23 protein-coding genes are annotated in these 24,591 nt (G+C 52.1%); 11 read left to right on the top strand and 12 right to left on the bottom strand.

Annotated elements, in window-relative coordinates; all coding sequences use genetic code 11:
• Positions 1 to 27 precede the first annotated feature (27 nt).
• The 4 genes from flhB to DTHIO_RS04050 form a co-directional block, all read right to left on the bottom strand.
• Positions 28 to 1,107 (bottom strand): flagellar biosynthesis protein FlhB, encoded by a 1,080-nt coding sequence (flhB, locus tag DTHIO_RS04065; protein ID WP_008869084.1) that lies wholly within the window; start codon positions 1,105 to 1,107, stop codon positions 28 to 30.
• A gap of 97 nt (positions 1,108 to 1,204) precedes the next feature.
• Positions 1,205 to 1,993 carry a flagellar biosynthetic protein FliR gene (fliR, locus tag DTHIO_RS04060; RefSeq protein WP_008869083.1) on the bottom strand — a complete coding sequence of 263 codons (789 nt, stop codon included), beginning with the start codon at positions 1,991 to 1,993 and terminating at the stop codon, positions 1,205 to 1,207.
• Between the two features lie 280 nt (positions 1,994 to 2,273).
• Positions 2,274 to 3,176 (bottom strand): M23 family metallopeptidase, encoded by a 903-nt coding sequence (locus tag DTHIO_RS04055; protein ID WP_008869082.1) that lies wholly within the window; start codon positions 3,174 to 3,176, stop codon positions 2,274 to 2,276.
• A gap of 234 nt (positions 3,177 to 3,410) precedes the next feature.
• Positions 3,411 to 4,157: a tRNA lysidine(34) synthetase gene (locus tag DTHIO_RS04050; protein ID WP_008869081.1), complete on the bottom strand. Its 747-nt coding sequence runs from the start codon at positions 4,155 to 4,157 to the stop codon at positions 3,411 to 3,413.
• 249 nt (positions 4,158 to 4,406) lie between these two features.
• Between DTHIO_RS04050 and rpoZ the strand changes: the two genes are divergently transcribed.
• From rpoZ to moaC, 3 genes are read left to right on the top strand one after another with little or no spacing between them, the layout of a single operon-like run.
• Entirely contained in the window at positions 4,407 to 4,622 is a 216-nt protein-coding gene (gene rpoZ / locus DTHIO_RS04045; protein ID WP_008869080.1) for a DNA-directed RNA polymerase subunit omega, read from the top strand.
• A 2-nt stretch (positions 4,623 to 4,624) separates the two neighbouring features.
• On the top strand, positions 4,625 to 5,728 hold the full coding sequence (gene dnaJ / locus DTHIO_RS04040; RefSeq protein WP_008869079.1) for a molecular chaperone DnaJ: 1,104 nt from the start codon (positions 4,625 to 4,627) through the stop codon (positions 5,726 to 5,728).
• Positions 5,729 to 5,736: 8 nt separating this feature from the next.
• Positions 5,737 to 6,213 carry a cyclic pyranopterin monophosphate synthase MoaC gene (gene moaC / locus DTHIO_RS04035; protein ID WP_008869078.1) on the top strand — a complete coding sequence of 159 codons (477 nt, stop codon included), beginning with the start codon at positions 5,737 to 5,739 and terminating at the stop codon, positions 6,211 to 6,213.
• 19 nt (positions 6,214 to 6,232) lie between these two features.
• On the opposite strand, the gene hisF is transcribed toward moaC, so the two are convergent.
• The 4 genes from hisF to DTHIO_RS04015 all read right to left on the bottom strand — a co-directional run bounded on the left by hisF (position 6,233) and on the right by DTHIO_RS04015 (position 8,773).
• Complete coding sequence (gene hisF / locus DTHIO_RS04030) at positions 6,233 to 7,012, bottom strand: imidazole glycerol phosphate synthase subunit HisF (RefSeq protein WP_008869077.1); 780 nt, start codon at positions 7,010 to 7,012, stop codon at positions 6,233 to 6,235.
• A 50-nt stretch (positions 7,013 to 7,062) separates the two neighbouring features.
• Positions 7,063 to 7,692, bottom strand: a complete 630-nt coding sequence (gene hisH, locus DTHIO_RS04025) for an imidazole glycerol phosphate synthase subunit HisH (protein WP_008869076.1) — start codon at positions 7,690 to 7,692, stop codon at positions 7,063 to 7,065.
• A gap of 89 nt (positions 7,693 to 7,781) precedes the next feature.
• The gene (locus DTHIO_RS04020; protein WP_008869075.1) at positions 7,782 to 8,531 is read right to left on the bottom strand and encodes an ATP-grasp domain-containing protein; all 750 of its coding nucleotides are present in this window, start codon (positions 8,529 to 8,531) and stop codon (positions 7,782 to 7,784) included.
• A 38-nt stretch (positions 8,532 to 8,569) separates the two neighbouring features.
• Positions 8,570 to 8,773 carry a hypothetical protein gene (locus tag DTHIO_RS04015; RefSeq protein ID WP_008869074.1) on the bottom strand — a complete coding sequence of 68 codons (204 nt, stop codon included), beginning with the start codon at positions 8,771 to 8,773 and terminating at the stop codon, positions 8,570 to 8,572.
• A gap of 321 nt (positions 8,774 to 9,094) precedes the next feature.
• On the opposite strand from DTHIO_RS04015, the gene DTHIO_RS04010 reads away from it, so the two are divergent.
• From DTHIO_RS04010 to DTHIO_RS03980, 7 genes are all read left to right on the top strand, one after another.
• Positions 9,095 to 10,237 (top strand): ABC transporter substrate-binding protein, encoded by a 1,143-nt coding sequence (locus DTHIO_RS04010; RefSeq protein ID WP_008869073.1) that lies wholly within the window; start codon positions 9,095 to 9,097, stop codon positions 10,235 to 10,237.
• Positions 10,234 to 12,798, top strand: a complete 2,565-nt coding sequence (locus tag DTHIO_RS19510) for a hybrid sensor histidine kinase/response regulator (protein WP_008869072.1) — start codon at positions 10,234 to 10,236, stop codon at positions 12,796 to 12,798. The genes DTHIO_RS04010 and DTHIO_RS19510 overlap by 4 nt, the downstream gene beginning before the upstream one ends.
• A 484-nt stretch (positions 12,799 to 13,282) precedes the next feature.
• Positions 13,283 to 14,413: a pyridoxal-phosphate-dependent aminotransferase family protein gene (locus tag DTHIO_RS04000; protein WP_008869071.1), complete on the top strand. Its 1,131-nt coding sequence runs from the start codon at positions 13,283 to 13,285 to the stop codon at positions 14,411 to 14,413.
• 45 nt (positions 14,414 to 14,458) lie between these two features.
• A complete protein-coding gene (locus DTHIO_RS03995) occupies positions 14,459 to 15,643 on the top strand; it encodes an NAD(P)-dependent oxidoreductase (RefSeq protein WP_008869070.1) in 1,185 nt (394 codons plus the stop codon).
• A 689-nt stretch (positions 15,644 to 16,332) separates the two neighbouring features.
• Positions 16,333 to 16,857, top strand: coding sequence for a zinc-binding metallopeptidase (locus DTHIO_RS03990; RefSeq protein ID WP_008869069.1), 525 nt, complete (start codon positions 16,333 to 16,335; stop codon positions 16,855 to 16,857).
• Between the two features lie 207 nt (positions 16,858 to 17,064).
• Positions 17,065 to 18,036, top strand: a complete 972-nt coding sequence (locus tag DTHIO_RS03985; protein WP_008869068.1) for a DUF362 domain-containing protein — start codon at positions 17,065 to 17,067, stop codon at positions 18,034 to 18,036.
• Positions 18,036 to 19,673, top strand: coding sequence for a 4Fe-4S binding protein (locus DTHIO_RS03980; protein ID WP_008869067.1), 1,638 nt, complete (start codon positions 18,036 to 18,038; stop codon positions 19,671 to 19,673). The genes DTHIO_RS03985 and DTHIO_RS03980 overlap by 1 nt, the downstream gene beginning before the upstream one ends.
• Positions 19,674 to 19,801: 128 nt before the next feature.
• Here DTHIO_RS03980 and DTHIO_RS03975 read toward each other — a convergent pair whose 3' ends face one another.
• Both DTHIO_RS03975 and DTHIO_RS03970 read right to left on the bottom strand, forming a co-directional pair.
• On the bottom strand, positions 19,802 to 21,337 hold the full coding sequence (locus tag DTHIO_RS03975; protein ID WP_008869066.1) for a glycogen synthase: 1,536 nt from the start codon (positions 21,335 to 21,337) through the stop codon (positions 19,802 to 19,804).
• A gap of 37 nt (positions 21,338 to 21,374) precedes the next feature.
• Complete coding sequence (locus tag DTHIO_RS03970; RefSeq protein WP_008869065.1) at positions 21,375 to 21,713, bottom strand: tRNA-binding protein; 339 nt, start codon at positions 21,711 to 21,713, stop codon at positions 21,375 to 21,377.
• A gap of 108 nt (positions 21,714 to 21,821) precedes the next feature.
• On the opposite strand from DTHIO_RS03970, the gene DTHIO_RS03965 reads away from it, so the two are divergent.
• On the top strand, positions 21,822 to 23,636 hold the full coding sequence (locus DTHIO_RS03965) for an ABC-F family ATP-binding cassette domain-containing protein (RefSeq protein ID WP_008869064.1): 1,815 nt from the start codon (positions 21,822 to 21,824) through the stop codon (positions 23,634 to 23,636).
• Between the two features lie 126 nt (positions 23,637 to 23,762).
• On the opposite strand, the gene DTHIO_RS03960 is transcribed toward DTHIO_RS03965, so the two are convergent.
• Both DTHIO_RS03960 and DTHIO_RS03955 read right to left on the bottom strand, forming a co-directional pair.
• Entirely contained in the window at positions 23,763 to 24,032 is a 270-nt protein-coding gene (locus DTHIO_RS03960) for a hypothetical protein (protein WP_008869063.1), read from the bottom strand.
• A 176-nt stretch (positions 24,033 to 24,208) separates the two neighbouring features.
• A complete protein-coding gene (locus DTHIO_RS03955; RefSeq protein ID WP_008869062.1) occupies positions 24,209 to 24,481 on the bottom strand; it encodes a Smr/MutS family protein in 273 nt (90 codons plus the stop codon).
• Between the last annotated feature and the right edge of the window lie 110 nt (positions 24,482 to 24,591).

The following is a 24,591-nucleotide window of genomic DNA, read 5'->3' as shown; positions in this document are numbered from 1 at the left end:
TTGAATCGGTTTTTGCTGCAGGCATTTTTATTGTCCTCCAGGCGATCCCTGTTTTTTGAATTTGTAGAGTTGAGCCAGTATTGAAGCCACTGCCTTGTACATGTCTTCGGGTATTGTTTCGCCTTCCTGGACGTTCTTATACAAGGCTTGTGCCAATGGCTTGTTTTCCCTGATGGGGATGTTGTTTTCCCTGGCTATCTCCTTGATCTTTTCGGCCCTGAAGTTGGCCCCCTTGGCCAGGACCATGGGGGCGGGAGCCAGAACGGGATCGTACTTTATGGCTACTGCGAGGTGGGTGGGGTTGGTAATGACCACGTCCGCCTTGGGTACTTCCTGGCGCATTCTCTGCTGGGTGGTGGACTGCATCTTCTTTCTCTGCTCCTTTTTTACCTCTGGATTTCCCTCGGCCTGCTTTCTTTCGTCCTTGACCTCGTCCTTGGTCATTTTCAGGTTCTGCTCGTAGTCCCACCTGGTGTAGGCTACGTCGGCGATGGCTATGATAAGCAGGGGGATCATGGCCAGCATAGCCATCTTGAAGGCTGTATTCAGGATGTAGGCCACGATAAAAGGAGGGTCTTCGTAAAAAAGGGGCAGAAAGTTTTCAAATTCCGATGTGATGATAATGTATGGAGCGGTAGCAACGGCTGAGGCGATGCCTACGTTTTTCACCAGACGCACCAGGGTGTTCAGGTCCAGGAATTTTTTCTTGAGCCCTTCAACTACGTTAAATATTTTCATTTTGGGCTTGAGTGGCTTAAAGGTCCACAAAAAACCTACTTGCAGATAAATTGCTACGATAGTCACGAAAAATACTATGAGCATAAAAGGCAGAAGCATACTGGCAATATTCTGGATGCTGAAAACAGCCAGGTGATAGAGGCTTTCCGGGTTGAGCTGATAATGAAAGGCCTGGTCCATGAACCATTCGGTCATCTCCATGTACGTATCCCTGATATGGGGGAAAAACAGGCGCAGAGCAAGAATGCCGGCGATGAGGCTGATGATCTTGGGCATCTCCTGGCTTTTGGGTACATTCCCCTGTTCCCGGGCCTTTTTCCGCCGTTTCGGGGTTGCGTCTTCTGTTTTACTGGGGTCTTTCTGAGGCATCTAACACTCTGCAATAATAAATATTTTTTTGGACTATCAACAATTAACTGATAACTTTCAACTTACCAGAAGATTAGATGTATTCCGCCTTGTTACTTCACGAAGGACCGGCAGCCGCCCGCAGCAGGTTATACATGGTGCCCCCCAGATCGGAGATGAAGCCGGATACATACAGGCTGATGAGCTGGAAAACCAGGCTCAGAAAAAGCAGTCCCACTGCAATCTTTATGGGGAAACCCAAAAGCAGAACATTCATCTGGGGAGCGGTTCTGGCCATAAACGCCAGGCCCAGGTTGACCAGGAAGACCGTGGCGATAATTGGAGAAGCAATTTTAAAGGCCAGGACAAAAATTTGACTGGAATAATATATGATCTGGTTAATAAGCTCCGGGGTGATGAACAGCCCCCCCGGAGGTATCAGGTCAAAGCTCTGGGTCAGGCCCATGAGCATATACAGGTGGCCGTTGATGCTTAGAAACACCAGCATGGAGCACATATACAGAAACTGTGTGGTTATTGACTCCTGCAGGCCGGTAAGGGGGTCCACCACGTTCATCATTTTAAAGCCCATCTGAAAGGCAATGAGGTCTCCCCCTGTCTGGATGGCGGCGAAGAGAAAATGCACGATCAATCCCAGGATAAGCCCCAGAACCAGTTCGCCCATAATCATGACCGCAATCTGGGCCGGATGTTCAGGGAAGTATTGCGCATCAAAGGAAAGATGCGGCCAGAGGGCCAGGGATAGAACAATGCACAGGGCGGCCTTGATGGGTACGGGCATAGCCTCACCCCCGAAAAAGGGCAGCAGGAACACCACCAGGCTTACTCTGAAGAAGGTCAGCCAGAAGCTGAATACGGTTTCAGGGTTGAAATTGAATATGTCCATGCCCGCTGATTAGCAAGAGACGGGCCAGATTGGGGGAGCGGGAAGAAGCGAGGGAGCGAAGGGGCGACTTGAGCGATTTCAGCGACTTGGCGAAGGGGCGAGCGGAATTGAATGGCGGAATTGAAGGAGACTATCCCCGTGTATATTCTTCCAATACACTGGGCCTGCCAGGTGAAACAAATCCGAAGGATTTCCTGCATAGCAGGGTTTCACTGGGGTCATAATAAACTGAATAACAATTAACTGATAACAGATAACTGGATTGCGGGCACTTATCAGGTCAGTTCAGAATGTATCTTTTGGGGTTTACCGGCATGTTGTTGAGGCGTACTTCGTAGTGCAGGTGTGGGCCGGTGCTTCTGCCGGTGTTGCCCACGTAGCCAATAAGCTCTCCCCGGGATACCTTGGTTTCTTCATCAGCTACGTAGCGCTGCAGGTGGGCATACCTGGTTGTAATTCCCCTGCCGTGATCAATGACCATGGTTATGCCGTATCCACCGTCCCTGCCGGTAAAAGTGACTTTACCTGATGCCGGAGCATAAATGGGCGTACCTTCTGGAGCTGAAATGTCCAGGCCCTTATGAAATTCCCGCTGGCCGGTAAAGGGTGAGGAACGATACCCGAAATCCGAGGATACCCATCCCTGGGCAGGCCAGATGGAAGGAGTACTGGAAAGGAGATCTTTTTGCTGATGCAGGGCCTGCAGGATCTCCTGCTGTTTTATTTCTTCCAGGCGGGCTTCTTTGCTCAGTTGGTCCAGAAAGTTGTGCATCTGTCTGGTGAGCATCTCCTGGCGGTAGAAGGGAAACGATGAAGGGGAGGTGTTTTCACTGGTCCCGCCTATTGGATTGGGGTTAAGTTCTCTGGGAGGCTCAAGGTTCAGCATGACCCGGAGCTTGTCGTCGAACTCCTGGACCCGCTCCAGGTTCTGTTCAAGGTCATGAAACTTGTGAAACAGGGTGGTGAGTTGAATTTTCTGGGACTGGACCGTGTCCTGGGAACGGTTCAACTGCTGACTGACGGTCCTGTACTCCTGGTAATGCTTCCAGAGGTAAACGTTGGTTCCGGCTACGGCCAGGATCAGCAAAAGGGCAAACATGAAAACCCAGCCTCTTAATGTAATACTGGAGCACGATCCATGTTTGTCTTTAAATATAACCAACTGGTATTTTTTAAAAAGCATGTTGATTCCCTTTGTGTAAAAGTTTAGCCATTTGCATTTGGAATGGGGACTGGCTCTCCCCGCACTTATTTTAAAACCTGTCAATCTTCCTTTAGAAAAATAAGTGCGGGGGTGCCTGTCCCCTGCTTTCCTTAATGTCCCCTGCTTTCCTTAAAAAGGGCTAAACTGTTACCCCTTTGTAAATGTGCTTCAAAGGTTTGCAGCAGTAAATTCTGATAAACAATTCATGAATTCCTATTTTAAGTTACAGGCCAAGTCAAGCTGCCAGCGCTTAAAAGCATTCAATATATTCTGTCTTGTCTTTTTGTTTCCTCCGGACAACACATCCAGCATTCCCTCCATCTCCGTTCTCTTGCTGGCTCCGGCTGAGGGGCACGGGTTTTCCCAGACAGGCAGTTCCCACCTGCGGGCTGCATTGCGGATATATTTCTTCTCCACCAGCAGCAGAGGCCGGATCAGGGTCAAACTGCCCTGGAAAAACTCTTCTCTGGCGGAAAGTCCGTCCACTCTGGAGGTCTGTATAAGGTTCATGAAAAAGGTAGCAGCCAGGTCTTCGGCATTGTGTCCAAGGGCCAGGTGGGTCAGGCTGTATTTTCTGCAGAGATCAAAAAGGACCTTGCGCCTGCTCCACGAGCACAGGAAGCAGGGAGACTTGGTGTTGCCGGGATTGTGAGCCCTGGGTCCTATGTCCGTGGACTGGATATGCCCGGGAAGGGGGTTTGCGCCCAGCCAGTCCACCAGGGGCTGGTGGTTGCCAGGATCGAATCCGGGGTTGACGTGCAGAAGGATGATCTCGAAATAAAAGGGCACTATTTTCTGGCGTATCATCAAAACTCTGGCCAGAACCCAGCTGTCCACGCCGCCGGAGACAGCGATGCCCACCCGGGCCCCGGGCCACAGCATGCCTGTCTGCTGCATGAGTTTGCCGCAGCGGCCCAGGCATATTTTCTGTGCATGGTTGAGATTTTTTTTAATTCCCATAGACAGCGTTTTGTTCCAGCGGAAACAATTGACAGCTTCAATTCCGGGCCTAATAATATAAAGTCTGCATGCGGGCAATGCACAAAATGCGAGATTTTGTTCTTGACCCGGGAGCCCTTTTGCAGTTACTTATATTCGTTTTTGTCGATGGGGCCGGGTTATTTTTTCTGGGTCCTGAAGAGGCTTGTTTTCAAGGAATCAGGTCTACAACGGTATTTTTAGTTTTTTATATAAATTGAGAGGTAGGCTATGGCCAGAATAACTGTAGAAGATTGTCTGGAAAAGGTTAACAACCGTTTTTTGCTGGTGCAGATGTCGGTCAGAAGGATTCAGCAGTACCGGGAGGGGTATAAACCTCTCGTGGAAAGCAAAAACAAGGATGTGGTCACCAGCTTGAGGGAGATTGCTGCCGGCAAGGTCATCCCATCCAAATCCATTCATAAAGCCGGAATCAAGGTGGATTAGGCATGGCTGAAAAGAGGGATTATTACGAGGTGCTGGGGGTCTCCCGGGAAGCAAGTCAGGAAGAGATTAAAAAGGCTTACCGCAAGATGGCTTTCAAGTACCATCCTGACCGCAACCCGGATGATCCTGAGGCTGAAACCATGTTCAAGGACGCATCTGAAGCCTACGAGGTATTAAGCGACCCGGAAAAGCGTCAGAGATATGACCACCTGGGTCATGCCGGCATGGAAGGCAACGGTTTTCATGGGTTCAGGAGCACTGACGACATTTTTGATTCCTTTTCCGATATATTCGGGGATTTTTTCGGTTTCGGTGGACGCCGTTCCGGTCCAAGGGCCAGAGCAGGTGCTGATCTTCGTTACAACCTGACTGTCTCTTTCCGCGAGGCAGCCAAGGGCACTGAAGTGGACCTGGAACTGCCCAAGAGAGAAAAGTGCGATCGCTGCACCGGCCAGGGTTCTGAGCCGGGGCATTCCGCCGAGACATGCAAGCATTGCGGAGGCAGCGGCCAGGTACACCGCACCCAGGGATTTTTCCGGGTGGCCATGCCCTGCGCGGTTTGTCAGGGCCAGGGAATGCTCATTACCAACCCCTGTAAAAAATGCAAAGGTCTGGGGGTCATCCAGGTCAACAAACATATCAAGGTCCGGGTGCCCGCAGGAGTGGATAACGGCAGCCGCCTGAGGCTGCGCGGCGAAGGCGAGCCCGGCGAGCACGGAGGTCCTGCCGGAGATCTGTATGTAGTCATTTTTGTGGAAGAGGACGACACTTTCAAGAGGCAGGGCCAGGACCTGGTCACCCAGGTGGACATCACCTTTGTCCAGGCTGCCCTTGGGGGCAAGGTGGAAGTGCCGACCCTGGATGAGCCCATTTCCATGGAGATCCCCAAAGGTACCCAGAGCGGAAAGGTTTTTCAACTAAGCGGGATGGGTCTGCCGTATCCCGGCGGAACCCAGCGCGGCGACCTTCTGGTCCAGGTCCAGGTCAAGACTCCTACCAAGCTGAGCAAAAGACAGGAAGAGCTGCTGCAGGAGTTTGAAAATCTGGAAAAGGAAAAGGCCGGGCACAAGGTCAAGCGATTCTTTAAAAAAGTAATGGGTGAGTAGGGCAGGTTATGGGTGATGAACTTACGCACGTGGACAAACAGGGCCATGTAGGAATGGTTGATGTGGGCTCCAAGCAGGAGACCGGCAGAAAGGCTGTAGTCAGAAGCGTGGTCAGACTGGCCTCTTCAACCATGCATATGCTAATGAAACAGGCACTGCCCAAGGGGGACGTGCTGGTTACGGCCAAGCTGGCCGGCATTATGGCAGCCAAGAAAACCGGAGAACTGATCCCCCTCTGCCATCCCCTTTTTCTCAGTTATGTAGATGTGCGCTTTGACGTACAGCAGGATGAAAACCGGATAGTGGTGGAGGCGGAAGCCCGCACCACAGCTGCTACCGGGGTGGAAATGGAGGCCCTGGTGGCCGCCCAGACCGCCTGCATGACCATATACGACATGTGCAAGGCGGTGCAGCGGGACATAGTCATCGAGGACTGCCGCTTAGTGCACAAAAGCGGCGGCCGCAGCGGAACCTACCAGGCCTGATAAACACCTGTCCCCGGGCTTACCAGGTCCTGCGGACCTTTACCCCTGCCTGATACATTGAGTCTTTTATACCGGGGATGGTATATTCCCCGTAATGTACTATGGAGGCGATGAGCGCAGCAGACGCCCTGCCTTCGGTCACTGCCCGGGTCATATGCTCCGGGTTGCCCGCTCCGCCTGAGGCGATTACAGGAATGCGCACGTTCCGGGCTATGAGCCTGGTCAGGTCCAGTTCGTAGCCGTCCTTGGTGCCGTCGGCGTCTATGGAGTTCAGGCATATCTCTCCCGCACCTAGTCTTTCCACTTCTCTGGCCCACCACAGGGCATCTATGTTCATGCGCTTGCGCCCCCCGTGGATAACCATTTCGTACCCGGAGGGGCAATCCGTGCTTTTTTCCACCCGCAGGACATCCATGCCCACCACTATGCACTGGGAACCAAAGGCTTCTGCACCCTCGGAGATGATTGCAGGATTTTTTATGGCAGCGGAATTTACAGAGACCTTTTCGGCTCCGGCCAGCAGGGCGGCCCGCATGTCCTCCAGGCTGGAAATGCCGCCTCCCACGGAAAAAGGTATGAAAATGGTTTCAGCCACTTTTTCCACCACCTGCAGCATGATGCCCCTGGCTTCGGCAGAAGCGGTTATGTCATAAAAAACTATCTCGTCGGCACCCTGTTCATAATAAAGTCTTGCCGTTTCCACCGGGTCGCCGATCTCCACATTGCCCTTGAATTTTATGCCCTTGGTGAGCTTGCCGTCGCGGACGTCCAGGCAGGGAATGATTCTTTTGCTAAGCATGGTTTTCCTCAAATTGTATGCGTCAGCTGCTTTAGAGAACAGCTTTTTTTTCAAGTGGTTCTGCAGTACCTGTAAAAATTGTTCAGGATTTTCAGTCCGGGCCGGCCGCTTTTTTCCGGGTGGAACTGCATGGCCCAGAGTCCCGGCCTCCCGAAAACAGAACAGAAATCAAGGCCGTAGTTGGTAAGGCCTATTACCAGGTCCTTTCTGGGCGTAGGGTAGTAACTGTGCACGAAGTAAAACTCAGCTTCCTGCGGGACATCCCGGAAAAGTTCGCACTCCTGGACAAGGTTAACGCTGTTCCAGCCCATATGGGGAATGTTTATGGGGTCGCCGTGTTCATCTATGAGTTCATTATCAAAGCGCAGGCAGCTGCCTTCCAGTATGGACAGAGTGGTAGCGCTGTTTTCCATGCTTTTATCCAGGATGATCTGGCAGCCCAGACAGATGCCCAGCATGGGCTTTCCCATGGATATGAGATCTTTCAGGGTGTTGTCCAGACCGGTTTCGCGCAGGTTGTTCATGGCTGATCCTGCTGCACCCACTCCAGGAAAGATTATTCCCTGGGACTGGGCAAGAGTCTGGGCATCGTCGGTAATACGGCAGGGGATGCCCTCATGGTCCAGAGCTCTTTTTACACTGGTCAGGTTGCCGGCCCTGTAGTTGAGTATTGCAATCATGGAGTTCTCACACGGGGTATATGGTTAGGGTTCGTCATACAATAAAAAAAGGTGTTTAAACCTTAAAACCCTGGATGCGCAAGAAAGAATTACTGCCCTTCAAACCGGCGGCAGAATTTTTCCTGCAAAAGCTTTTTTCGCTGGAGGAAACCTTCGTGTCCGATGGAGGAACCTGACAGTCCTCCCATGAGGCTTATTTCCGCCAGATAAAGATCTCCTGCAGGGCTTTGCAGAATGTCCAGCAGGGCATATGGAAAATCGCCGCGCTGCATGACGTTGGTGCAAAATGCCAGCAGTGTTGAATCCATGTGCACCGGACTTGCAGTACCGCACTGAGCCAGGTTTTTGCGGTAGCTGTAAGGATTTATACGTTCATAGGCCTCGGCATGGTCATCGATGATGACTACTCTGAAATCCCTGGCTTCTTCCAGAAAAGGCTGGATAACCAGGGGAAAGGGCAGAGCGCCCAGAGAGTCTAACCGCTGCAGTTCTTCCAGGGATGACCAGCGCCCGACTCCCATGCCGAGGTGCTTGCGGTCTCTCTTGCTGACTACAGATCCGTACCGGGTATATGCGGCCTGGTTGCGGCAGAGGTCAATGCTGCGATAAGCTACGAAAGTGTCCGGCAGCATGAACTGAGACAGAACTTCGGCCTGCAGTACTTTGGAACGGCTGAGAAAAGCCGACAGTAAAGAAGGATAAAAATTTATCCCCCGGTGCATCAGGTCCACGACCTTGTACTCCTCACCGGGTGAAAAACTCAAATGTCCAACACAGGCATCACCAGGGCCGAGCTGGTGAAAATTTTCTCTTAGCTCTCTGGAGGAATAAATTATCATAGTGTTCCACGTATGACGGCAGGGGGTTGCAAACAGCCCTAATCTTTTTTGCGGGCCTTGTGGATTCTGTCCTTTATCCTGTCCCTGGTTCTCTGGATATCTTCCGGTTTGATACCCATTTTCCCGGCATAATGATAAAGATTTCTTTCAATTTCAGGCATGTTTTCCTGCAGCTTCTTCTGCCTGTCCAGGACAGCCGTCTTGATGCTGTTTACGAGTTTTTCCCCGGAAAAACCGCTCATGGTCTGCTCCTTGTCGAATATTTGCTGTTTGCTGCTTTGGATAAAAGTGACTGCTTGTGCACCACAGTTCTTGAATCCCGGTGAATATGGTGATAAAGTAAACTTTCAGGTGGTACCGCAATCTGCCCGGGGACAGTCCCCGCGACACCTTTTCCGTACAAATACAAAAAAATTACAGACGCGAAGTTATGTGAACCTGCACAGATATTACATAGCGGGGACAGTCCCCAGGCTTGAGTGCCAGAAACTACCACTGAAGCCCCCCTGAATGCTTACGTGATAAATATATATTGTTCACCAACAAATCACAAGGAATAGAATATGCCCAGGATATTGAAGTATCTGGCGCTTGCCTTTTTGCTGGTTAGTTTGGCCTCAGCTGTAATAATCTTGAACCGTTCACCGGTGGTAGTTGGTTTTGCAGGTCCTCTAACAGGGCCTTATTCCGACCTTGGGGTGAATGGGCGAAACGGAGCCAGGCTGGCCGTGGAAGAAATTAACGCCCGGGGCGGAATTGACGGCAGGAAGATGGAACTTCTGGTGCGCAACGACAAAGGCTTATGCGACGAGGCTGCCCAGGCTACAGCAGAACTTATTGATTCCGGAGCTCAGGCCATCATAGGGCATATGACCAGCCAACAGACTATAAGCGCTCTGCCGGTGGCGGCAAAAGAAGATGTTGTGCTTTTAAGCCCCACAACCTCTACTCCGAAGCTGAGCGGCATCAAGGACAATTTTTTCCGTATCCAGCCCAGCACCGATCAGCACGCAATCGCCCTGGCCCGGTATGTGTTTCATGAAAAGGAAATAGATACCTTGTGTACCCTGAGGGATATGGACAACGAAATATATGCAGATTCTTTTGAAAAACATTTTGTGCAGGAATTCAAGTCAGCCGGCGGCGAGGTAACAAATAGAAAAAAGCTTTATGCCAGCCGCAGTCAGGACTGGCTGCAGATTGCAGATGACCTGCAGCTATGTTCAGAGCAGGGCCTGTTTCTGGCCGTGTCCGGAAGGGATGCGGTCAACCTCGTACAGGCCATTGATAACACTGGCTTAAGTCCAGATATTTTCAGTTCGGGCTGGGCAATGACCAGGGAGCTTCTGCGGGCGGGCGGCAGGACAGTGGAAAATATGACCTTTGTCACGACAACATCCCAGGAAAATCTGGGAACTGATTATTACGAGTTTGCAAAGAACTATAGATCAAGATTCGGCAGCGAGCCATCATTTGCAGCTGCTATGGCCTATGATGCCGCACATATTCTGGCCCTGGCCCTGGAAGAGTCTTCCGGAGACAGGGGACTGGAGCAGGCCCTCACTGAAATCCGCGATTATCCAGGACTTTACTGGCCCATAACCATAGACGAATATGGAGATGTAACAAGCCCGGTAACCATAGTCCAGGTCAGAGAGGGTGAATTTGAGGAGGTGTACAGCTTCAAGGCAGAGGATTTCGAATGAAGCCGGCACCCACTCTGACCAATATCCTGCAGCGCCTTCTGGGCTGGCGTCTTCTGCTCATCTCCATGCTGATAATCCTTGGGATCGCAGTTCTGCTGGGATATTTCCGTTATCAGGAGATCAGGAGCGAGCAGCGCCTGCAGGCGGCCAGCATTTCCTCCTACGTGCAGTCTCATATCAAGTCCCAGATGCAGACCATCAGATTTTTGTCCAGGATGGTACTTTACCCGGAATTTGAGGCCATTGCCAGTCACTACAAGGCTCATGCCGGGCTTTTCAAGCGTTTTCTGGTTCTGGATGAATCCGGACGCATCAGGCAGGTTCTGCCCGAGATGGAGGCTTTCCAGGATTATTCCCGCATGATTCCGGCAACAGAAAGACTTGAGACTTCAGGAGAGTTTTACTTTTCCACTCCCTACATGAAGCCGGACGAATATACTGTTACAGTAAGTCTGTCTTATACAGGCCACTTCAGTAAAATTCTGGTTGCTGAGCTGGACCTGGACTCCCTGCAGGAGTTTATAACCAGGATAACCCGGATGCAAAAAGATGACCGGGTCTTTGTCCTGGACGGCTATGGTAATGTTCTGGCCCACCCTGAATCCAGCGTGGTGGCCGGGCAGTATAATCTCGGGCATCTCAGGCCCGTGGCCAGAGCTCTGCAGGGACAGACAGGTTTCCTGGGAATGGGCAGAAAATACGGTGAGCTTTATCTTTTCAGTGCGGAAAAGGTTCCGGAAGCGGAGTGGACAGTCTTTACAGCCTGGTCTGTCAAGGGACAGCTGCTGCCGGTTCTTATGCCCATTGGGTTTGCCGGGTTCCTGCTTTTTGGGTTTCTTGGCCTGCTTGTCTGGAATGTGACCTGGAGAGTGCGCCAGGACGTGATTGACCCCCTGGTCAGCTTTACCGGGGAGGTGGAAAAACTGCCCCGGGGCGCTTTTGATATGGGTGTACAGAACTATGTATCTTCATTTTACGAACTGCAGGCATTAAGCAGCAGCTTTCAGGATATGGCTGAAACCGTCGTGCGCAGAGAGGAGACCCTGCGACGCAGTGAACAGCGTCTGGCCGGCATCCTGGACAGCCTGGACGCTGCAGTGTACGTGGCGGATATGCATTCTGACGAGATCCTTTTTATAAACAGCTATATCCGGGAGAAAAGGGGAGAGGTGATCGGCCGCAAGTGCTGGGAAGTGTTTCAGAATGCTCAGCAGGGTCCGTGTTCTTTTTGCAGAAAAGATGAGCTTAAAAATCAGTCCGGGACTCCTGAACCGGCCAGGTGGGAATATCAGGACCAGGAAACCGGAAGTTCTTATGACTGCAGGGCCATGGCCATACCCTGGAGCGACGGTCGAATGGTGCGTATTGTAATATCCACGGATATAACCGAACGCAGGGATATGGAAGCACGTCTGCATCAGGCGCACAAGATGCAGGCTGTAGGTACTCTGGCCGGGGGAATAGCTCATGATTTCAACAATATTCTGCAGGTCATAAGCGGCCACGTCAGGATGCTGCTGGAAAAAAAGGCCCAGGACGATCCGGATATAAAAAGGATAGTGCAGATACAGCAGGCCGGGGAGAGGGCTGCAAAGTTAGTGAGACAGCTTCTGACCTTCAGCCGGGAAATAGAAGGCCAGTTCAGGCCGGTTGATCTCAACCGGGAGGCTGCCGAAACGGCCTCGTTGCTTAAAAAGTCTTTTCCGGACCAAATTGCCCTGGAACTCAGACTGGATGACGGTATTAAGCCTGTTCAGGGAGATCCTGCGCAACTGGAGCAGGTTTTGCTGAACCTGTGCAACAACGCCCTGGATGCCATGCCCGAGGGAGGGAGGTTAACCATCGAGACCTCCATGGCACATTTCCAGGAGCCTCAGCTTCTGGAGCATTTCAGGGTGGAACCCGGCAGTTATGTAGTGCTTAGCATCAGTGATACCGGTGAGGGCATTGACGAGGATATCAGGCAGAAAATCTTTGATCCCTTTTTTACCACTAAGGAGCCGGGCAAAGGAACCGGGCTCGGCCTGGCCTCAGTGTTCGGGATAGTGGAAAATCATCAGGGATATATAGAGTGCAGGAGCAGTCTGGGGCAGGGGGCAAAATTCAGGATTTATCTGCCTGTAGCCCCAGAAGAGGAAGCCTGCTTTTCAGACAGGGAAGAAAAAAAAGCAGACAGCTATGAGCATATTCTGGTGGTGGACGATGAGCCGGTTCTAAGGGAACTTACCCGGGAGGCCCTGGAGGAAGCAGGGTACAGGGCAAGCTGTGCAGAAAGCGGAGAGCAGGCCCTGGAAATGTATCAAAAGAATCAAGACAGTATCGCCTTGATTATAATGGACATTAATATGCCCGGCATGGGTGGGTACGAGTGTATACAGCGGCTTCTTAAACTGGATTTAGAGGTGAACATACTTGTGGTGAGCGGATATTCTCCTGAAGAAAGACTCAGGCAGTACCTCAAGTCCGGGCGCGTAGGCTTTATGGCCAAGCCTTACCGGGTGCCGGAACTTTTGTCCAGAGTGCGGGAAGCAATCGACCGGCCTGTCCAGGATGGGCAGTAGTCAGTGTGAGCTGCTTGCCCCTGTTAGGCAGAGTGCAAAAAATCAAACAGTAAAAAAGATGAATTAACGGGCATCCGTTTTTTTTACAGGTCAATCTTCATGGTGGCTGGCCACAGGAAAAACAGAGTGATCCATGTAATTTTCCGCAAGAAACCAAGCAGGGAGTAACTCGCAGCAAGCAGTAATAATTCTTGCTGTTTCAGTGTCAGACAGCTTGAGATATAATTTGACATTTTTATCCATCCAGTCTAATTCTCTTCAAATAAGAGGTTTTATAAGGAGCATTGGATTTTTAACACGCCATTGCTCGCCTGCAATACCCACCTGAAGAGTCTTTTCAAGTTGCATTAACCTTGATGCTTCTATGTTTCCAGAGCGCGCCCGGTCTGTATGCCCGTCTTTCCGGGCTGAGCCGTTTCCGTGAGAATCGGGCGGTTTTTTTGGGCTAAAACCAGGATTTGAATTTTATCAGGAGGAGAGATTGATGCAAAGTCCGTTTCCCGAGTTGCAGCTTTTTATAACCGGTCCTATCTATGTCCGCCCGGAGGTACGTCAGGCGGGGCTCTGGCCGGAATTCGGCCACAGGGACGCAGAAAACCGCAAGCGTTTTGAACCCATAATGAAAAACCTCAAGATTCTGGCCGGTGCACCGGACGATTACGAGGTGATAATTTTCAACGGCAGCGGCACCAATGCCATGGAGGCCTCCATCAGGTCCCTGGTGGCTGACGGTGAAAAGGTGCTCAATGTGTCCGTAGGGGCCTTCGGAGACCTTTACCACAAGATCGCCACAGTGAACGGCAAGGATGCTGTTCAGCTGAAGTTTGACCCCGGCTCATGCATAGATACAGCCAGGCTGCAGCAAGCCCTGGATGAGCACAGGCCGGCGGTGGTTTCCCTGACCCACAACGAGACATCCACAGGTGTTACCAATGATATCAAGGCTGCCTGCGAGGTCATCCGCAGGTCCGGGGCCCTGGCCCTGGTGGATGGAATCAGCATATTCGGAGGTTCCCCCAGCCATATCGAGGATACCAGATGTGCCATGTACATAACTTCCACCCAGAAGAGCCTGGGACTTCCGGCCGGTTTCGGGATCGCCTTTGTGAGTCCGGAAGCCTTGGCCAAGGCGGAAAAGGTTTCCAACCGTGGCTTTGTTTCCGACATTCTGGCCCAACTGCCCAGGGCCAGAAAATTTCAGACTCTGACCACTCCCAACTGCACCCTGGCCAATCAGATGTATCTGCAGATGGAGTATATTGTAAATGAGGAGGGTGTGGAAAGCCGCTTCAAAAGACATTTACAGATGCGTGATGCAGTGCATGAATTTGTCTCTGGACTTGAAGGCTTCGAACTTTTTGCTCCAGAAGGCTACCGTTCTCCAACAGTGACCTGCGTACGCGTGCCTGAAAGTATGACAGCGGCCAGGCTGAAGGAAATCAAGGAAACCCTCCGGGAGAAAGGATACCTTTTTGACCCGGGTTACGGCAAACTCAATGACGCCCTGGAGCAGGCCGGAAAAAGAGCGGTTTTCCGTATCGGGCATATGGGCGATATGAATATGGATATGCTGGAGGAATACTTGCAGACACTGAAAGGCATACTGCAGGCTTAAAAAACAGGTGCCCTTCACAGGGTCTGGCAAAGGAGGTCAAAGTTTATGAGAATTCTGGCAAATGACGGCCTGGTGGATGAAGCTGTCAACTTTCTGCGCCGGGAAGGTTTCAGCGTGGACACGGAAAAGCGTGATTATGAAGATCTGCTTGGAGACCTTCCTGATTTCGACGCCCTTCTGGTGCGCAGCGCCACCAAGGTAAACAGGGAGCTCATCGAGGCAGCCACCACTAAGCGGGGCAAGCTGAAGATAATCGGCCGCGGAGGAGTAGGCACGGACAACATCGATCTGCAGGCCGCCAAGGAATGCGGTGTTGTGGTCAAATTCGCCCCACACGGCAACATCAATGCCACAGCGGAGCATGTAATCGGGCTCATGTTCGCCATTGCCCGCAAAGTGCCCTTTGCCCACCATACACTGAAATCGGGCATCTGGCACAAGGCCCGTTTTAAAGGTGTGGAACTGCAGGGCAAGACCCTGGGCCTCATCGGATGTGGGCGTATAGGGCAGGCCGTGGCCAACAAGGCCAAGGACCTGGACATGAAGGTCATCGGCTTCGACATGCAGCGCTGGATGGATTCGGAAGTGGACTATATGGATTCCATGGAAGAGGTGCTGGATCATGCCGACTTTGTAAGCATCAACACCGGAGGGGCGCACACCCTGATAAGAGAGCCAGAGCTTGAACGTATGAAATCCAGCGCCTTCCTGATAAATGCTTCCAGAGGGGTGAATGTGGAGGAAGACGCCCTTTATTATGCCCTTAAAAACGGCAGGATCGCCGGAGCGGCCCTGGACTGCTACGAAAAGGAACCCAAGCGCGAAGGCGAGCCTTTTACCAGCAAGCTGGCCGAACTGGACAATATTGTCCTTAGCGCTCACCTGGGGGCTTCCACAGCCAATGCCGCCCGCAAGACAGGGATGGAAATCGCCGATGTGGTCTCCAAGTATTTAAAATATGGGGACTTCAGGCAGTCAGTCAATGTGGGCCAGACTGTAATCGACGAAGGCATTGATCTTTATACCATTTTCATTACCCATGAGGACAAGCCGGGTATGTTCGGCAAGTTCGGCACAGCCTTCGGCGATCTGGGGGTGAACATTCAGGAAAATAATTCCAGACGCCTGGACGGGCTGGCCCAGACCATATATACCATCCAGGAAAAACCTACTTCCGAGATGCAGGAGAAACTCCTGGAAATTGACGGGGTCAGAAGGGTGGTTTACTAACGCGGGCCATGCCCGCAACCCAATAAAGAAAAGAGCTTTTTTGACAGGATTAAGAGATTGATTAAGAGAAAAACATTTTTGTCCTGGCTCCCAGTTTAATGCCCTTCGGGCTTGCTCTGCGAGCAATTAAACGGGACAGGCGGAAGCCAGGCCAAAAGGTAATCACTCCAGCACTCACTTTTTTCCTGCATTCATGAGTGCCGGAAGAAAGTGAGTGCTGGATGGCTAATGCAATCTGCGGCTTCCGGCCGCTGATTGCTTATCCTGCCAATCCTGTTAATCCTGTCTAAGTTTCTTGTTTTTTATGACAGGGTTTTAGCACTACAGCGAAACTTATTTATTGACCTCCGGGGACTGGCTCTTTTGCCGCCGAATTTTCGAAGCATTTGCAAATTTGCTACCGGCAAAAGTGCCTGTCCCCAGTTTAGACAAATTGAAAAATTTTATAAGTTTCGCTGTAGTGTTAGGAGTAAGTCACTCTTATCAATTTACCCAATATCAGAGAGCAAGAACAGGGGTACAGCATTTTGAATGGTTGCCAGTGTTCAAGCCCGGCCGCAAATCTAATTTGAGGCCGGGCTTTTTAAGTTTCGGTTCCTGTGGAGTATCATTGTCCTGCTTTGCGCACGCTATTTGCATAAATTTATCATGGATAAAAAGTCGAGTACAAAATTTCCGGATGAACAGCAATGCGTGTGGCAATAGTCAATTTTTCCCGGCAAAGCCTGGTTTCGCCCCATGAGATAAGGGCAGCTGTAGAGCGCCTGCCCCGGGAGCACTACGCCAAAATAAAGATAATCCGATACGATCCCGAGCGCAGCCTGGCCCTGGAAATGGCCTATATCAACAACAATCCCGAGTCCCTGCGGGCCAGGGGCACATACCTGCATGACTGGGACAGTTCGGACTCGGTGGTGGTTATTTATCCCTTCAAGACAAGGGATGGTTTTTTTCATACCCTGTACCATGAGATAGGGCACCATGTGTTTTTCCGGGTCCTGGACCAGGGTCTGCGGGATGAATGGTTCGCCCTGCGCAGGGCTGAAAAAGGCTTTGTCTCAAAAAGAGCGCGCAAGGATGCCCGGGAGGATTTCGCGGAAACATATTCCTGCCTGTGCTTCAGGACCCACCTTCTTTACCATGCCCCCGGAAAAGCTGACTTCATGCGCAGAAAAGTTTTCAGAAGCGTGATCGCAACAAGACGATACATTTAGTTTTCATCCGGAAACGGTTCTTTTTCCCTTTAGCCAGGCCGCAATAGTCCATGTATCTGAAGACAGTGTGCCTCACCAGCTGGACTTTAACTTCTTTGATTGATAATAGTTCTTGCTTAGATGTAGCTCTATGATTATAAAACAATCTGAACATTTTTTATCGGTTTTTCATCTTGAACCGCATTTTTTCAGATTGCCGGAGGAGCTATGAATAAAAAATACAGGGTGTTGAAGAGGTTGATGCCGGAGAATTCCTTGTCACGCAGGGATTTTTTGAAAAGTCAGGCGGGTCTGGCGGCTGCAGTGGCTTTTTCCGGCCTTGGAGTTCTGGGTCAGGCGTCTGTTTCCAGTGCAGGAAACAGCCCGGATATCGGCGTAGCCAGGGGCGGCCCGGCAGAGGCTGCCAGAGCATGTGTGGATCTCATGGGCGGCATGTCTTCATTTGTCAGTTCCGGGGACAAGGTGGTGATAAAGCCGAATATGAGCTTTGCCCATACCCCGGACCGGGCCACCAATACACATCCCCGGGTGGTCAGGACCCTGGCTGAGATGTGTGTGGAGGCAGGGGCATCCAGGGTCATGGTCCTGGACAACACCCTGCAGTCGGCCCAGAGATGCATGGAGCTTTCAGGCATCCGGGATGCCTGTGCAGATATCCCCAATACCCGGGTAGAGACCCTGGATGCCCGCCGATTCTTCCAGGAGGTGTCCATTTCTGAAGGTGAAAGTTTTCGAAGCACCGAGGTCATGCGCGATGTTCTGGATGCGGATGTTTTGATTGCCGCTCCCGTGGCCAAGTCACATTCAGCCACCGGGGTCAGTGTTTCCATGAAGGGCATGATGGGACTCATCCGCAACCGGGGTGTGATGCACAGCCGTTACAATCTGAACCAGGCCATTGTGGACCTGTGCACCCTGCTCAAGGCGGATCTCACCGTAGTGGACGCGACCAGGGTGTTGTCCAGCCACGGTCCGCAGGGGCCGGGAGACGTCATTGAGGGTGAGCTTGTGCTGGCCTCAAGGGATATGGTGGCTGCAGACGCCAAGACAGTGGAGTTGTTTCCCTGGTATGGACGAAAGATCCGGCCGGACCAGGTGGAGCATATAAAAATGGCCCATGAGCGGGGTCTGGGCAGGATGGACCTGGACAACCTGGAGATCCAGACGGTTGATGCCTGATGAATTTCAAGAGGACCCTGCAGGCTCTAAGTCTTTTTGCTTTTATCACCCTGCTTCTGCTGGCGGCCTTTCCTCTCAGGACCTGGTTCCCCACTGATTTTTTCCTGCGTCTGGACCCGCTTGTCTTTGCAGGCACTGTGCTGGGGGCCAGGGAGTGGGCAGGAGCACTGCTGCCCGGGCTTCTGATCATCCTGGCTACTTTGTTTCTGGGGCGTTTTTTCTGCTCCTGTATCTGTCCCATGGGTGTCACCCTGGATATAAGCGACCGGATTTTCAGGCCAAGAGATTCCGGCAGAAACCTGTCAGTCCAGTCACTCCTGACCCTTCGCCGGGTCAAGTACCTGGTGCTGTTTTTCATCCTGGGTACAGCCATTGTGGGAGTGTCCTCTGTATTTATTGCTTCACCCCTGTCCCTTGTCACCCGCTTTTACGGGCTGGTGATTTACCCCTTTGCTGTGCATGTTCTCGACCTGGGCCTGGACAACCTGTACATGGTCTACTCCGGTCTGGGGCTGCAGAGCCTGGCCTACTTCGAGCCCCAGAGCTACCGTTTTGCCACCCAGATATTTATCCTGGCCTTTTTCATCCTGGTTTTTTCCCTGGTGGTCCTGGCCCCGCGCTTCTGGTGCCGCAGTCTTTGTCCGGCAGGGGCGCTTCTGGCCATTTTTTCCAGAAAGCCTCTTTTGCGCAGGAAAGTCTCTACCTCCTGTACCGAGTGCGGTCTCTGTCAGAGAAGATGTCCCATGCAGGCCATCGAGGAAGACCCGCACAGAACCAGCCACCAGGAATGTATTGTCTGCCTGGAGTGCGTGCGGGTCTGCCCGGAAAAGGCTGTGTCCTTTCAAACGGGCAGGAGTAAAGAAGCGGCTGATTCCGGTTTTCTGCCCCAGAGGCGTAAGGTAATGGCTTCGGTCCTGGGGGGTGTGGGATCGGCCCTTCTTTTACAGACAGGCATAAGAGAGGTGCGCAGCGATACCGTCCCGGGCAATGTTACTCCGCAGTTTCTGATCCGCCCTCCCGGGGCCCTGGAAGAGGAGGATTTTCTGGGCCGGTGCATCCGGTGCGGGCAGTGCATGAAGGCCTGCCCCACCAATACCCTGCAGCCCGTCTGGTTTGAGGCCGGGGTGCTGGGACTTTTCAGCCCCAAAGCCCTGCCTAGGCGGGGACCGTGTGATCCCACATGCAATGTCTGTGGCCGGGTGTGTCCTACAGGGGCCATCAGGGACCTGCCTATAAACGAGAGGGTCTGGGCCAGGATGGGCACGGCCAGGGTGGTGCGGGGCAAATGCCTGGCCTGGGCCTGGGACAGGAAATGCCTGGTCTGTTTCGAGGTCTGCCCTTATGCGGCCCTGGAACTGCGCCGGGTACCGGGCATAGATATCCCGGTGCCCTTCGTGGTCCTGGAAAAATGTTCCGGATGCGGGGCCTGCGAGTTTCACTGCCCGGTGCAGGCCCAGTCGGCCATAGTGGTGGAACCCATGAATTCCCTGCGAATGAACAAAGGTTCGTATATCGAGGAGGGCCGGGCCCAGGGCATGGTCCTGGATCCGGATCCGGACCGCGAACGCGAACCCCCCGAAGAGATCATGCCGGACACAGAGGAACCAGATGATCTACCTCCCGGGTTTACAGGATGAGTATGATGATGCACCTGCAAAAAGTCGAGAAATCAATCACGCGTTTTCGCGCGACATAACTCTTTGTTTTTACAGATCTCTGACGTCTGATCTCTGACCTCTGTGACTGCAAAAATGACCTTTTGCAGTCACATCTTCATAACCGGCTGGTAGAGCTTTTCAATGTATTCCAGTGCGGAGTTTGCCCAGAGAAACCTTTCATAATATCCTGTATACTGCAGGGCGCGAAAATGCAGCGGGTTTTGTGTGTACACCTGTCGGGCCTGGTTTACTGCTTCCAGCTGGTTGGTGAGGATTTCCCTGCGTGACGAGCCGTCAAATCCAAAGCCTGTACCCGCGGGATCGTTGTGCGGCCTGACAGTGTCCGCCAGGCCGCCGGTCCAGCGCACCAGGGGCGGGGTGGCATGGCTCATGGACTGCATCTGGGTGATGCCGCAGGGCTCAAACAGGCTGGGCATGAGGAAGACATCGCTGCCCAGGCTGATCTGTCCGGCTTTTTGGGCGTCAAAAGCTATTACAGCGTACAGGTTGGGTCTGTCTGAGAGACTTTGCAGGAAACTTTCGTATTCCGGCTCTCCAGTGGCCAGCACTGCCACATTTACTCCGGGCATATCCAGGATGTGCTCCAAAACGCTTTTGCCCTGTACTTCTTCCCTCAATAGCCTGAACTTCTGCTCCACGGCCCGGCCCACAAAACCCAGAAGCAGACCTTCCGGGTCAGGAAAATTATTTCCCAGAGCGGCCTTCATGCGTGATTTTTCCCGGATCATGCTTTCAAACCCGGCATCATCCGGGGAAAAAGAGTATTCGAACCCGTTTAATATGCCGTGGAGCCTGCCCTGACTATCCAGGCGCGCGGCAACTTCATCAAGGCCGTTGCCGCCCTGGAAAAACCTGGACTGGTCCTGGGGCATGGTTATTTCTTTTTTATATGTGGGACTGACGGTGTTGATAGCATGGGACATCTCCATGGCCAGTCTCAAGGCGTTGACACTGTTCCATTCCCTTCGGGGATCGGTGAAGAGGCCCATCGTGTCCTGATGCCGGTCAATCTCCTGCATGTCCCAGTCCTGAATGGCCTGGCGGTGAATATTGCCCTGATAGCCAATATTGTGGATTGTCAGCACCGTCTTCTGAGGCATGTTCATGATCTTCATCCAGCCCGGCAGGTATCCCATGACCCAGTCGTTTATGTGTACAATATCCGGGTCCTTTTCCTGGATCAGGGGCAGGCAGGCCCTGCAGAAAAAGGAAAAGCGCAGGGCGTCGTCAAAGTAGGGTATTTCCCGGCTGTATACATAAGGTGTGGAGTAATCATTCTTGAAGAGCAGGGGATGGTTGAAGGGAGCTTTGTCCGGTTCCAGGGTGTAATCAGTCTCAAAATAGGCCGGGCTTTTTAGCAGGTTTGCCGGAACCCCACGGAATTCAGTGTGCAGGATACTTATGTCCTCTCTTACGCCGTGAAATGTCAGGGAGTATTCATGGGTCGGGGTCAAAGAGTTCAGCCCGGGGTTTTTCTGCAGGGTCTGCCCGTAGCATGGAGTGACTATTTCTAAGTCCACTCCCTGTTCTTTCAGGGCAGGGGGCAGTTCTCCGGCCACGTCGCCCACTCCGCCCACTTTGGACAAGGGCTTGCATTCTGCTGCGATATAAAGGACTTTCATTCTTCACCTGTTATGTGTGGTTTACGCAAGACTGTTTTCAGCAGAGCCTGGTTCCGTCTGGTACATGGGCATCGGGCACCGCCAGGACCACTGCTCCGTTCTGGTCATGAAATCCGGTCACCAGGCACTGGGACATGACCGGGCCTATCTGCCTGGGGGGAAAGTTGATCACAGCTATTACCTGTTTGCCAGGCAGGGAGTCCCTGTCGTACAAGTCAGTGATCTGCGCGCTGGATTTGAGGGTGCCGATTTCCTGACCAAAATCCACCACCAGTCTAAAAGCAGGTTTTTTTGCTTTGGGAAAATCATGGACTTCGGTAATGGTTCCGACTCTGATGTCTACTTTCTGGAAGTCATTCCAGTCAATCTGGCTCATATATACCCCTGAATTGTGGTGCTTATGGTTACCTGCTGAATCTGGAAGTTTTTAATAAAAAAATCAAGTTGTTTCATGCTTGTTTAAGTATTTGAAAAGGGTAGTTACATGTCTTCAACTCCACTTATAAGTTGTCATGGTATAAAGAAGGCCTATTCCGGCAGGGAACTCTTTTCAGAGCTCAGCCTGGGTTTTTTCCCCCAGGAACGTACCGGCCTCATAGGACCCAACGGATCGGGCAAGTCTACCCTGCTCAAGATCCTGGCCGGAATGGAAACCCCGGACTCGGGTGAACTTACAGTCAGGCGGGATACAAGGCTGGTTTACCTTCCCCAGACTGAAAATTTTGACCGGGACCAGACGGTTGAGCAGGCCCTTATGCAGGTCATGGAGAGTGTAGACCATGATCCGGAAAGCTATGTCAGCCTGAAAAAAACAGCCGGGCAGATGGGCTTTTTTCACCTGGACACCATGGTCTGTACATTGTCCGGGGGATGGCTTAAAAGGCTGTCCATGGCCAGGGCGCTTTTGCAGGAGCCTGACCTGCTGCTTCTGGACGAACCTACCAACCACCTGGACCTGGAAGGAATACTCTGGCTGGAAAATGTCCTTAAAAATCCGGATTTCGCCTTTGTCCTGGTGAGCCATGACCGGGCTTTCCTGGAAAATGTTACCAACCGGATAGTGGAATTGAGCAGGATATATCCGGAAGGGTGTCTGCGTGTGGAAGGCAGCTACTCCACCTTCCTGGAGAAGCGCCAGGAATTTACTCAGTCCCGGGAAAAGCTGGAGCAGAGACTGGCCAGCAAGACCCGCAGGGAAATCGAGTGGCTGCGCCAGGGGCCCAAGGCCAGGACCACAAAGGCCAAACACAGAAAAGAAACCGCCTTGGCTCTGCAGGAAGAGCTAAGCCAGGTGAGATCCAGAAATGCCGGAAACAGGGCGGCTGAAATTGAATTTTCCGGTACCGGCCGCAAGACCAGAAAACTTCTTCGCTGCAGAAATGTTTCCTGCAAGCGCCAGGGCCGCACACTACTGGAAGGCCTTGACCTGACTCTTTCTCCGGGAAACCGCCTGGGCATAGTGGGCCGAAACGGTACCGGCAAAAGCAGTCTGCTGGAGATCCTGTCAGGGGAGATGGAGCCGCACTCCGGTACGGTACAATGGGCTGAGGGACTTAAGGTGGTACATTTTGACCAGAACAGGGAGCAGTTGAACCAGGAACAGAGCCTGCAGGAGTCCCTGTGCCCCAGCGGCGACCAGGTGGTTTACCAGGGCAGGGCTTTGCACGTGGTGTCCTGGGCCAGGCGCATGCGCTTTGACCCGGACCAGCTCCCCCTGCCGGTGTCCAGGCTGTCGGGAGGTGAACAGTCCAGGCTGCTTATTGCCAGGCTCATGCTCAAGCCTGCCGATGTCCTGCTCCTGGATGAGCCCACCAACGACATCGACATCCCCACCCTGGAAATTCTGGAGCAGAGTCTGGAAGAATTTCCCGGGGCCATAGTGCTTATTTCCCATGACCGGATGTTTCTGGACAATCTCTGCGACAGGCTTCTTTACCTGGACGGTCAGGGCAGGGCCACTTTTGTGGCCGATTATGTCCAGTATATACGGGAAGCTGCCCAGACGGACAAGCCTGAACAAAAAGTTCAGTCCGGGAAAAAAGCAAAGCCCAGACCAAGGCAGCAGAACAAGATGTCATTCAAGGACCAGCGGGAATATGAAAGCATTGAAGGCGATATTGAAAGGGCTGAAAACGAAGTGGCCGGCCTCAAGGAAAAGATGAACCGTCCGGAAGTCATGAGTGACGCCAAGGAACTGGAAAGGCTTTGCAGTGAACTGGAACAGGCTGAAGCCGCCCTGATGCGGCTTTACGCACGCTGGGAGGAACTTGAGGAAATGGCTGCAAAGTGCAGCAGGTGATATGCTGAAAACCTGAACATGGTTAATTGAAGACGCGCCTGCAAGTAACACTGTTGCAGGCGCATCCTGTAATCATTTGATTTTTTTATTGTGCTGCCTGGCAGCTAACCTTGCTTTGAGGTTTGCTTACAGCTTGCAGGCCTCGCCGCCTTCGCAATAATTGCGGATGAACTGCCCCAGCTGGATTCCGAAATTGTAGCACTTTTTACCCAGAAGGCAGTTGTCTACATCAGTATCTTCCAGGTGTGTTGAAAGTGTGTTGCCGTCTTTTTCGAAAGTGGCCTCCCAGGCCTTTTTTTCGGAATTGTAGTCAATCTGAAGCCCCACTCCGTATTGAGCGATCTCGGGATAAATCTCTTGAAGTTTATTTTTGATGTCAGAAGCCTGTGTAGCCATAAAGCCCTCCTTTGGTTCTTGTTCGAGTTGCTGGAAAATCTTTTTCGCCGTTAAAACTCCAGATACATTAAATCCAGATCTTTTTATTGGCAATACCTTTAGTCAATAGCTTGATAATCACTGCTTGATATCTTCCGGCCCTGGATGTATTCATGCCTCCAGGTTTTGCAGGCATGTTACTGGCCTCTTTGCCAGCGAAAATAGACAAATACCCTGCCCGAGTTGTCTTTATCCCTGTTGATCCGGTGGTAAGTGCTTTTTATGTCATCCCGGTCCAGAAAGCGCAGGACTCGTTTTTTCAACTGTCCTGTTCCTTTTCCGCAGATTATCTCCAGTTCTTTGGCTTTTTTCTGCCTGGCTTCCTGAAAGGCGTTTTCCAGGGCGGCATCGATCTCGCGACCCTTGTTGAAGATCGGGTGCAAATCAAGGCTAAGACGCCTGCTGGACATTTTGTTATCACCTTTTGTTTTGGTTGAGTCAAAACAGAAAAACTGTTCAGCTTTATCTGCATTATTCATTCATTATTTGACTTAAGTCAATGAACGATTTGCCCGGCTTG

It is taken from the genome of Desulfonatronospira thiodismutans ASO3-1, from assembly GCF_000174435.1.
Taxonomy (GTDB): domain Bacteria; phylum Desulfobacterota; class Desulfovibrionia; order Desulfovibrionales; family Desulfonatronovibrionaceae; genus Desulfonatronospira; species Desulfonatronospira thiodismutans.
This window is presented reverse-complemented; position numbering and strand designations above follow the sequence as displayed.

Bases quoted from the DNA above. Each gene is read 5' to 3' on its own strand.
- flhB (WP_008869084.1), bottom strand. From the start codon at position 1,107: ATGCCTCAGAAAGACCCCAGTAAAACAGAAGACGCAACCCCGAAACGG.
- fliR (WP_008869083.1), bottom strand. From the start codon at position 1,993: ATGGACATATTCAATTTCAACCCTGAAACCGTATTCAGCTTCTGGCTG.
- DTHIO_RS04055 (WP_008869082.1), bottom strand. From the start codon at position 3,176: ATGCTTTTTAAAAAATACCAGTTGGTTATATTTAAAGACAAACATGGA.
- DTHIO_RS04050 (WP_008869081.1), bottom strand. From the start codon at position 4,157: ATGGGAATTAAAAAAAATCTCAACCATGCACAGAAAATATGCCTGGGC.
- rpoZ (WP_008869080.1), top strand. From the start codon at position 4,407: ATGGCCAGAATAACTGTAGAAGATTGTCTGGAAAAGGTTAACAACCGT.
- dnaJ (WP_008869079.1), top strand. From the start codon at position 4,625: ATGGCTGAAAAGAGGGATTATTACGAGGTGCTGGGGGTCTCCCGGGAA.
- moaC (WP_008869078.1), top strand. From the start codon at position 5,737: ATGGGTGATGAACTTACGCACGTGGACAAACAGGGCCATGTAGGAATG.
- hisF (WP_008869077.1), bottom strand. From the start codon at position 7,012: ATGCTTAGCAAAAGAATCATTCCCTGCCTGGACGTCCGCGACGGCAAG.
- hisH (WP_008869076.1), bottom strand. From the start codon at position 7,692: ATGATTGCAATACTCAACTACAGGGCCGGCAACCTGACCAGTGTAAAA.
- DTHIO_RS04020 (WP_008869075.1), bottom strand. From the start codon at position 8,531: ATGATAATTTATTCCTCCAGAGAGCTAAGAGAAAATTTTCACCAGCTC.
- DTHIO_RS04015 (WP_008869074.1), bottom strand. From the start codon at position 8,773: ATGAGCGGTTTTTCCGGGGAAAAACTCGTAAACAGCATCAAGACGGCT.
- DTHIO_RS04010 (WP_008869073.1), top strand. From the start codon at position 9,095: ATGCCCAGGATATTGAAGTATCTGGCGCTTGCCTTTTTGCTGGTTAGT.
- DTHIO_RS19510 (WP_008869072.1), top strand. From the start codon at position 10,234: ATGAAGCCGGCACCCACTCTGACCAATATCCTGCAGCGCCTTCTGGGC.
- DTHIO_RS04000 (WP_008869071.1), top strand. From the start codon at position 13,283: ATGCAAAGTCCGTTTCCCGAGTTGCAGCTTTTTATAACCGGTCCTATC.
- DTHIO_RS03995 (WP_008869070.1), top strand. From the start codon at position 14,459: ATGAGAATTCTGGCAAATGACGGCCTGGTGGATGAAGCTGTCAACTTT.
- DTHIO_RS03990 (WP_008869069.1), top strand. From the start codon at position 16,333: ATGCGTGTGGCAATAGTCAATTTTTCCCGGCAAAGCCTGGTTTCGCCC.
- DTHIO_RS03985 (WP_008869068.1), top strand. From the start codon at position 17,065: ATGAATAAAAAATACAGGGTGTTGAAGAGGTTGATGCCGGAGAATTCC.
- DTHIO_RS03980 (WP_008869067.1), top strand. From the start codon at position 18,036: ATGAATTTCAAGAGGACCCTGCAGGCTCTAAGTCTTTTTGCTTTTATC.
- DTHIO_RS03975 (WP_008869066.1), bottom strand. From the start codon at position 21,337: ATGAAAGTCCTTTATATCGCAGCAGAATGCAAGCCCTTGTCCAAAGTG.
- DTHIO_RS03970 (WP_008869065.1), bottom strand. From the start codon at position 21,713: ATGAGCCAGATTGACTGGAATGACTTCCAGAAAGTAGACATCAGAGTC.
- DTHIO_RS03965 (WP_008869064.1), top strand. From the start codon at position 21,822: ATGTCTTCAACTCCACTTATAAGTTGTCATGGTATAAAGAAGGCCTAT.
- DTHIO_RS03960 (WP_008869063.1), bottom strand. From the start codon at position 24,032: ATGGCTACACAGGCTTCTGACATCAAAAATAAACTTCAAGAGATTTAT.
- DTHIO_RS03955 (WP_008869062.1), bottom strand. From the start codon at position 24,481: ATGTCCAGCAGGCGTCTTAGCCTTGATTTGCACCCGATCTTCAACAAG.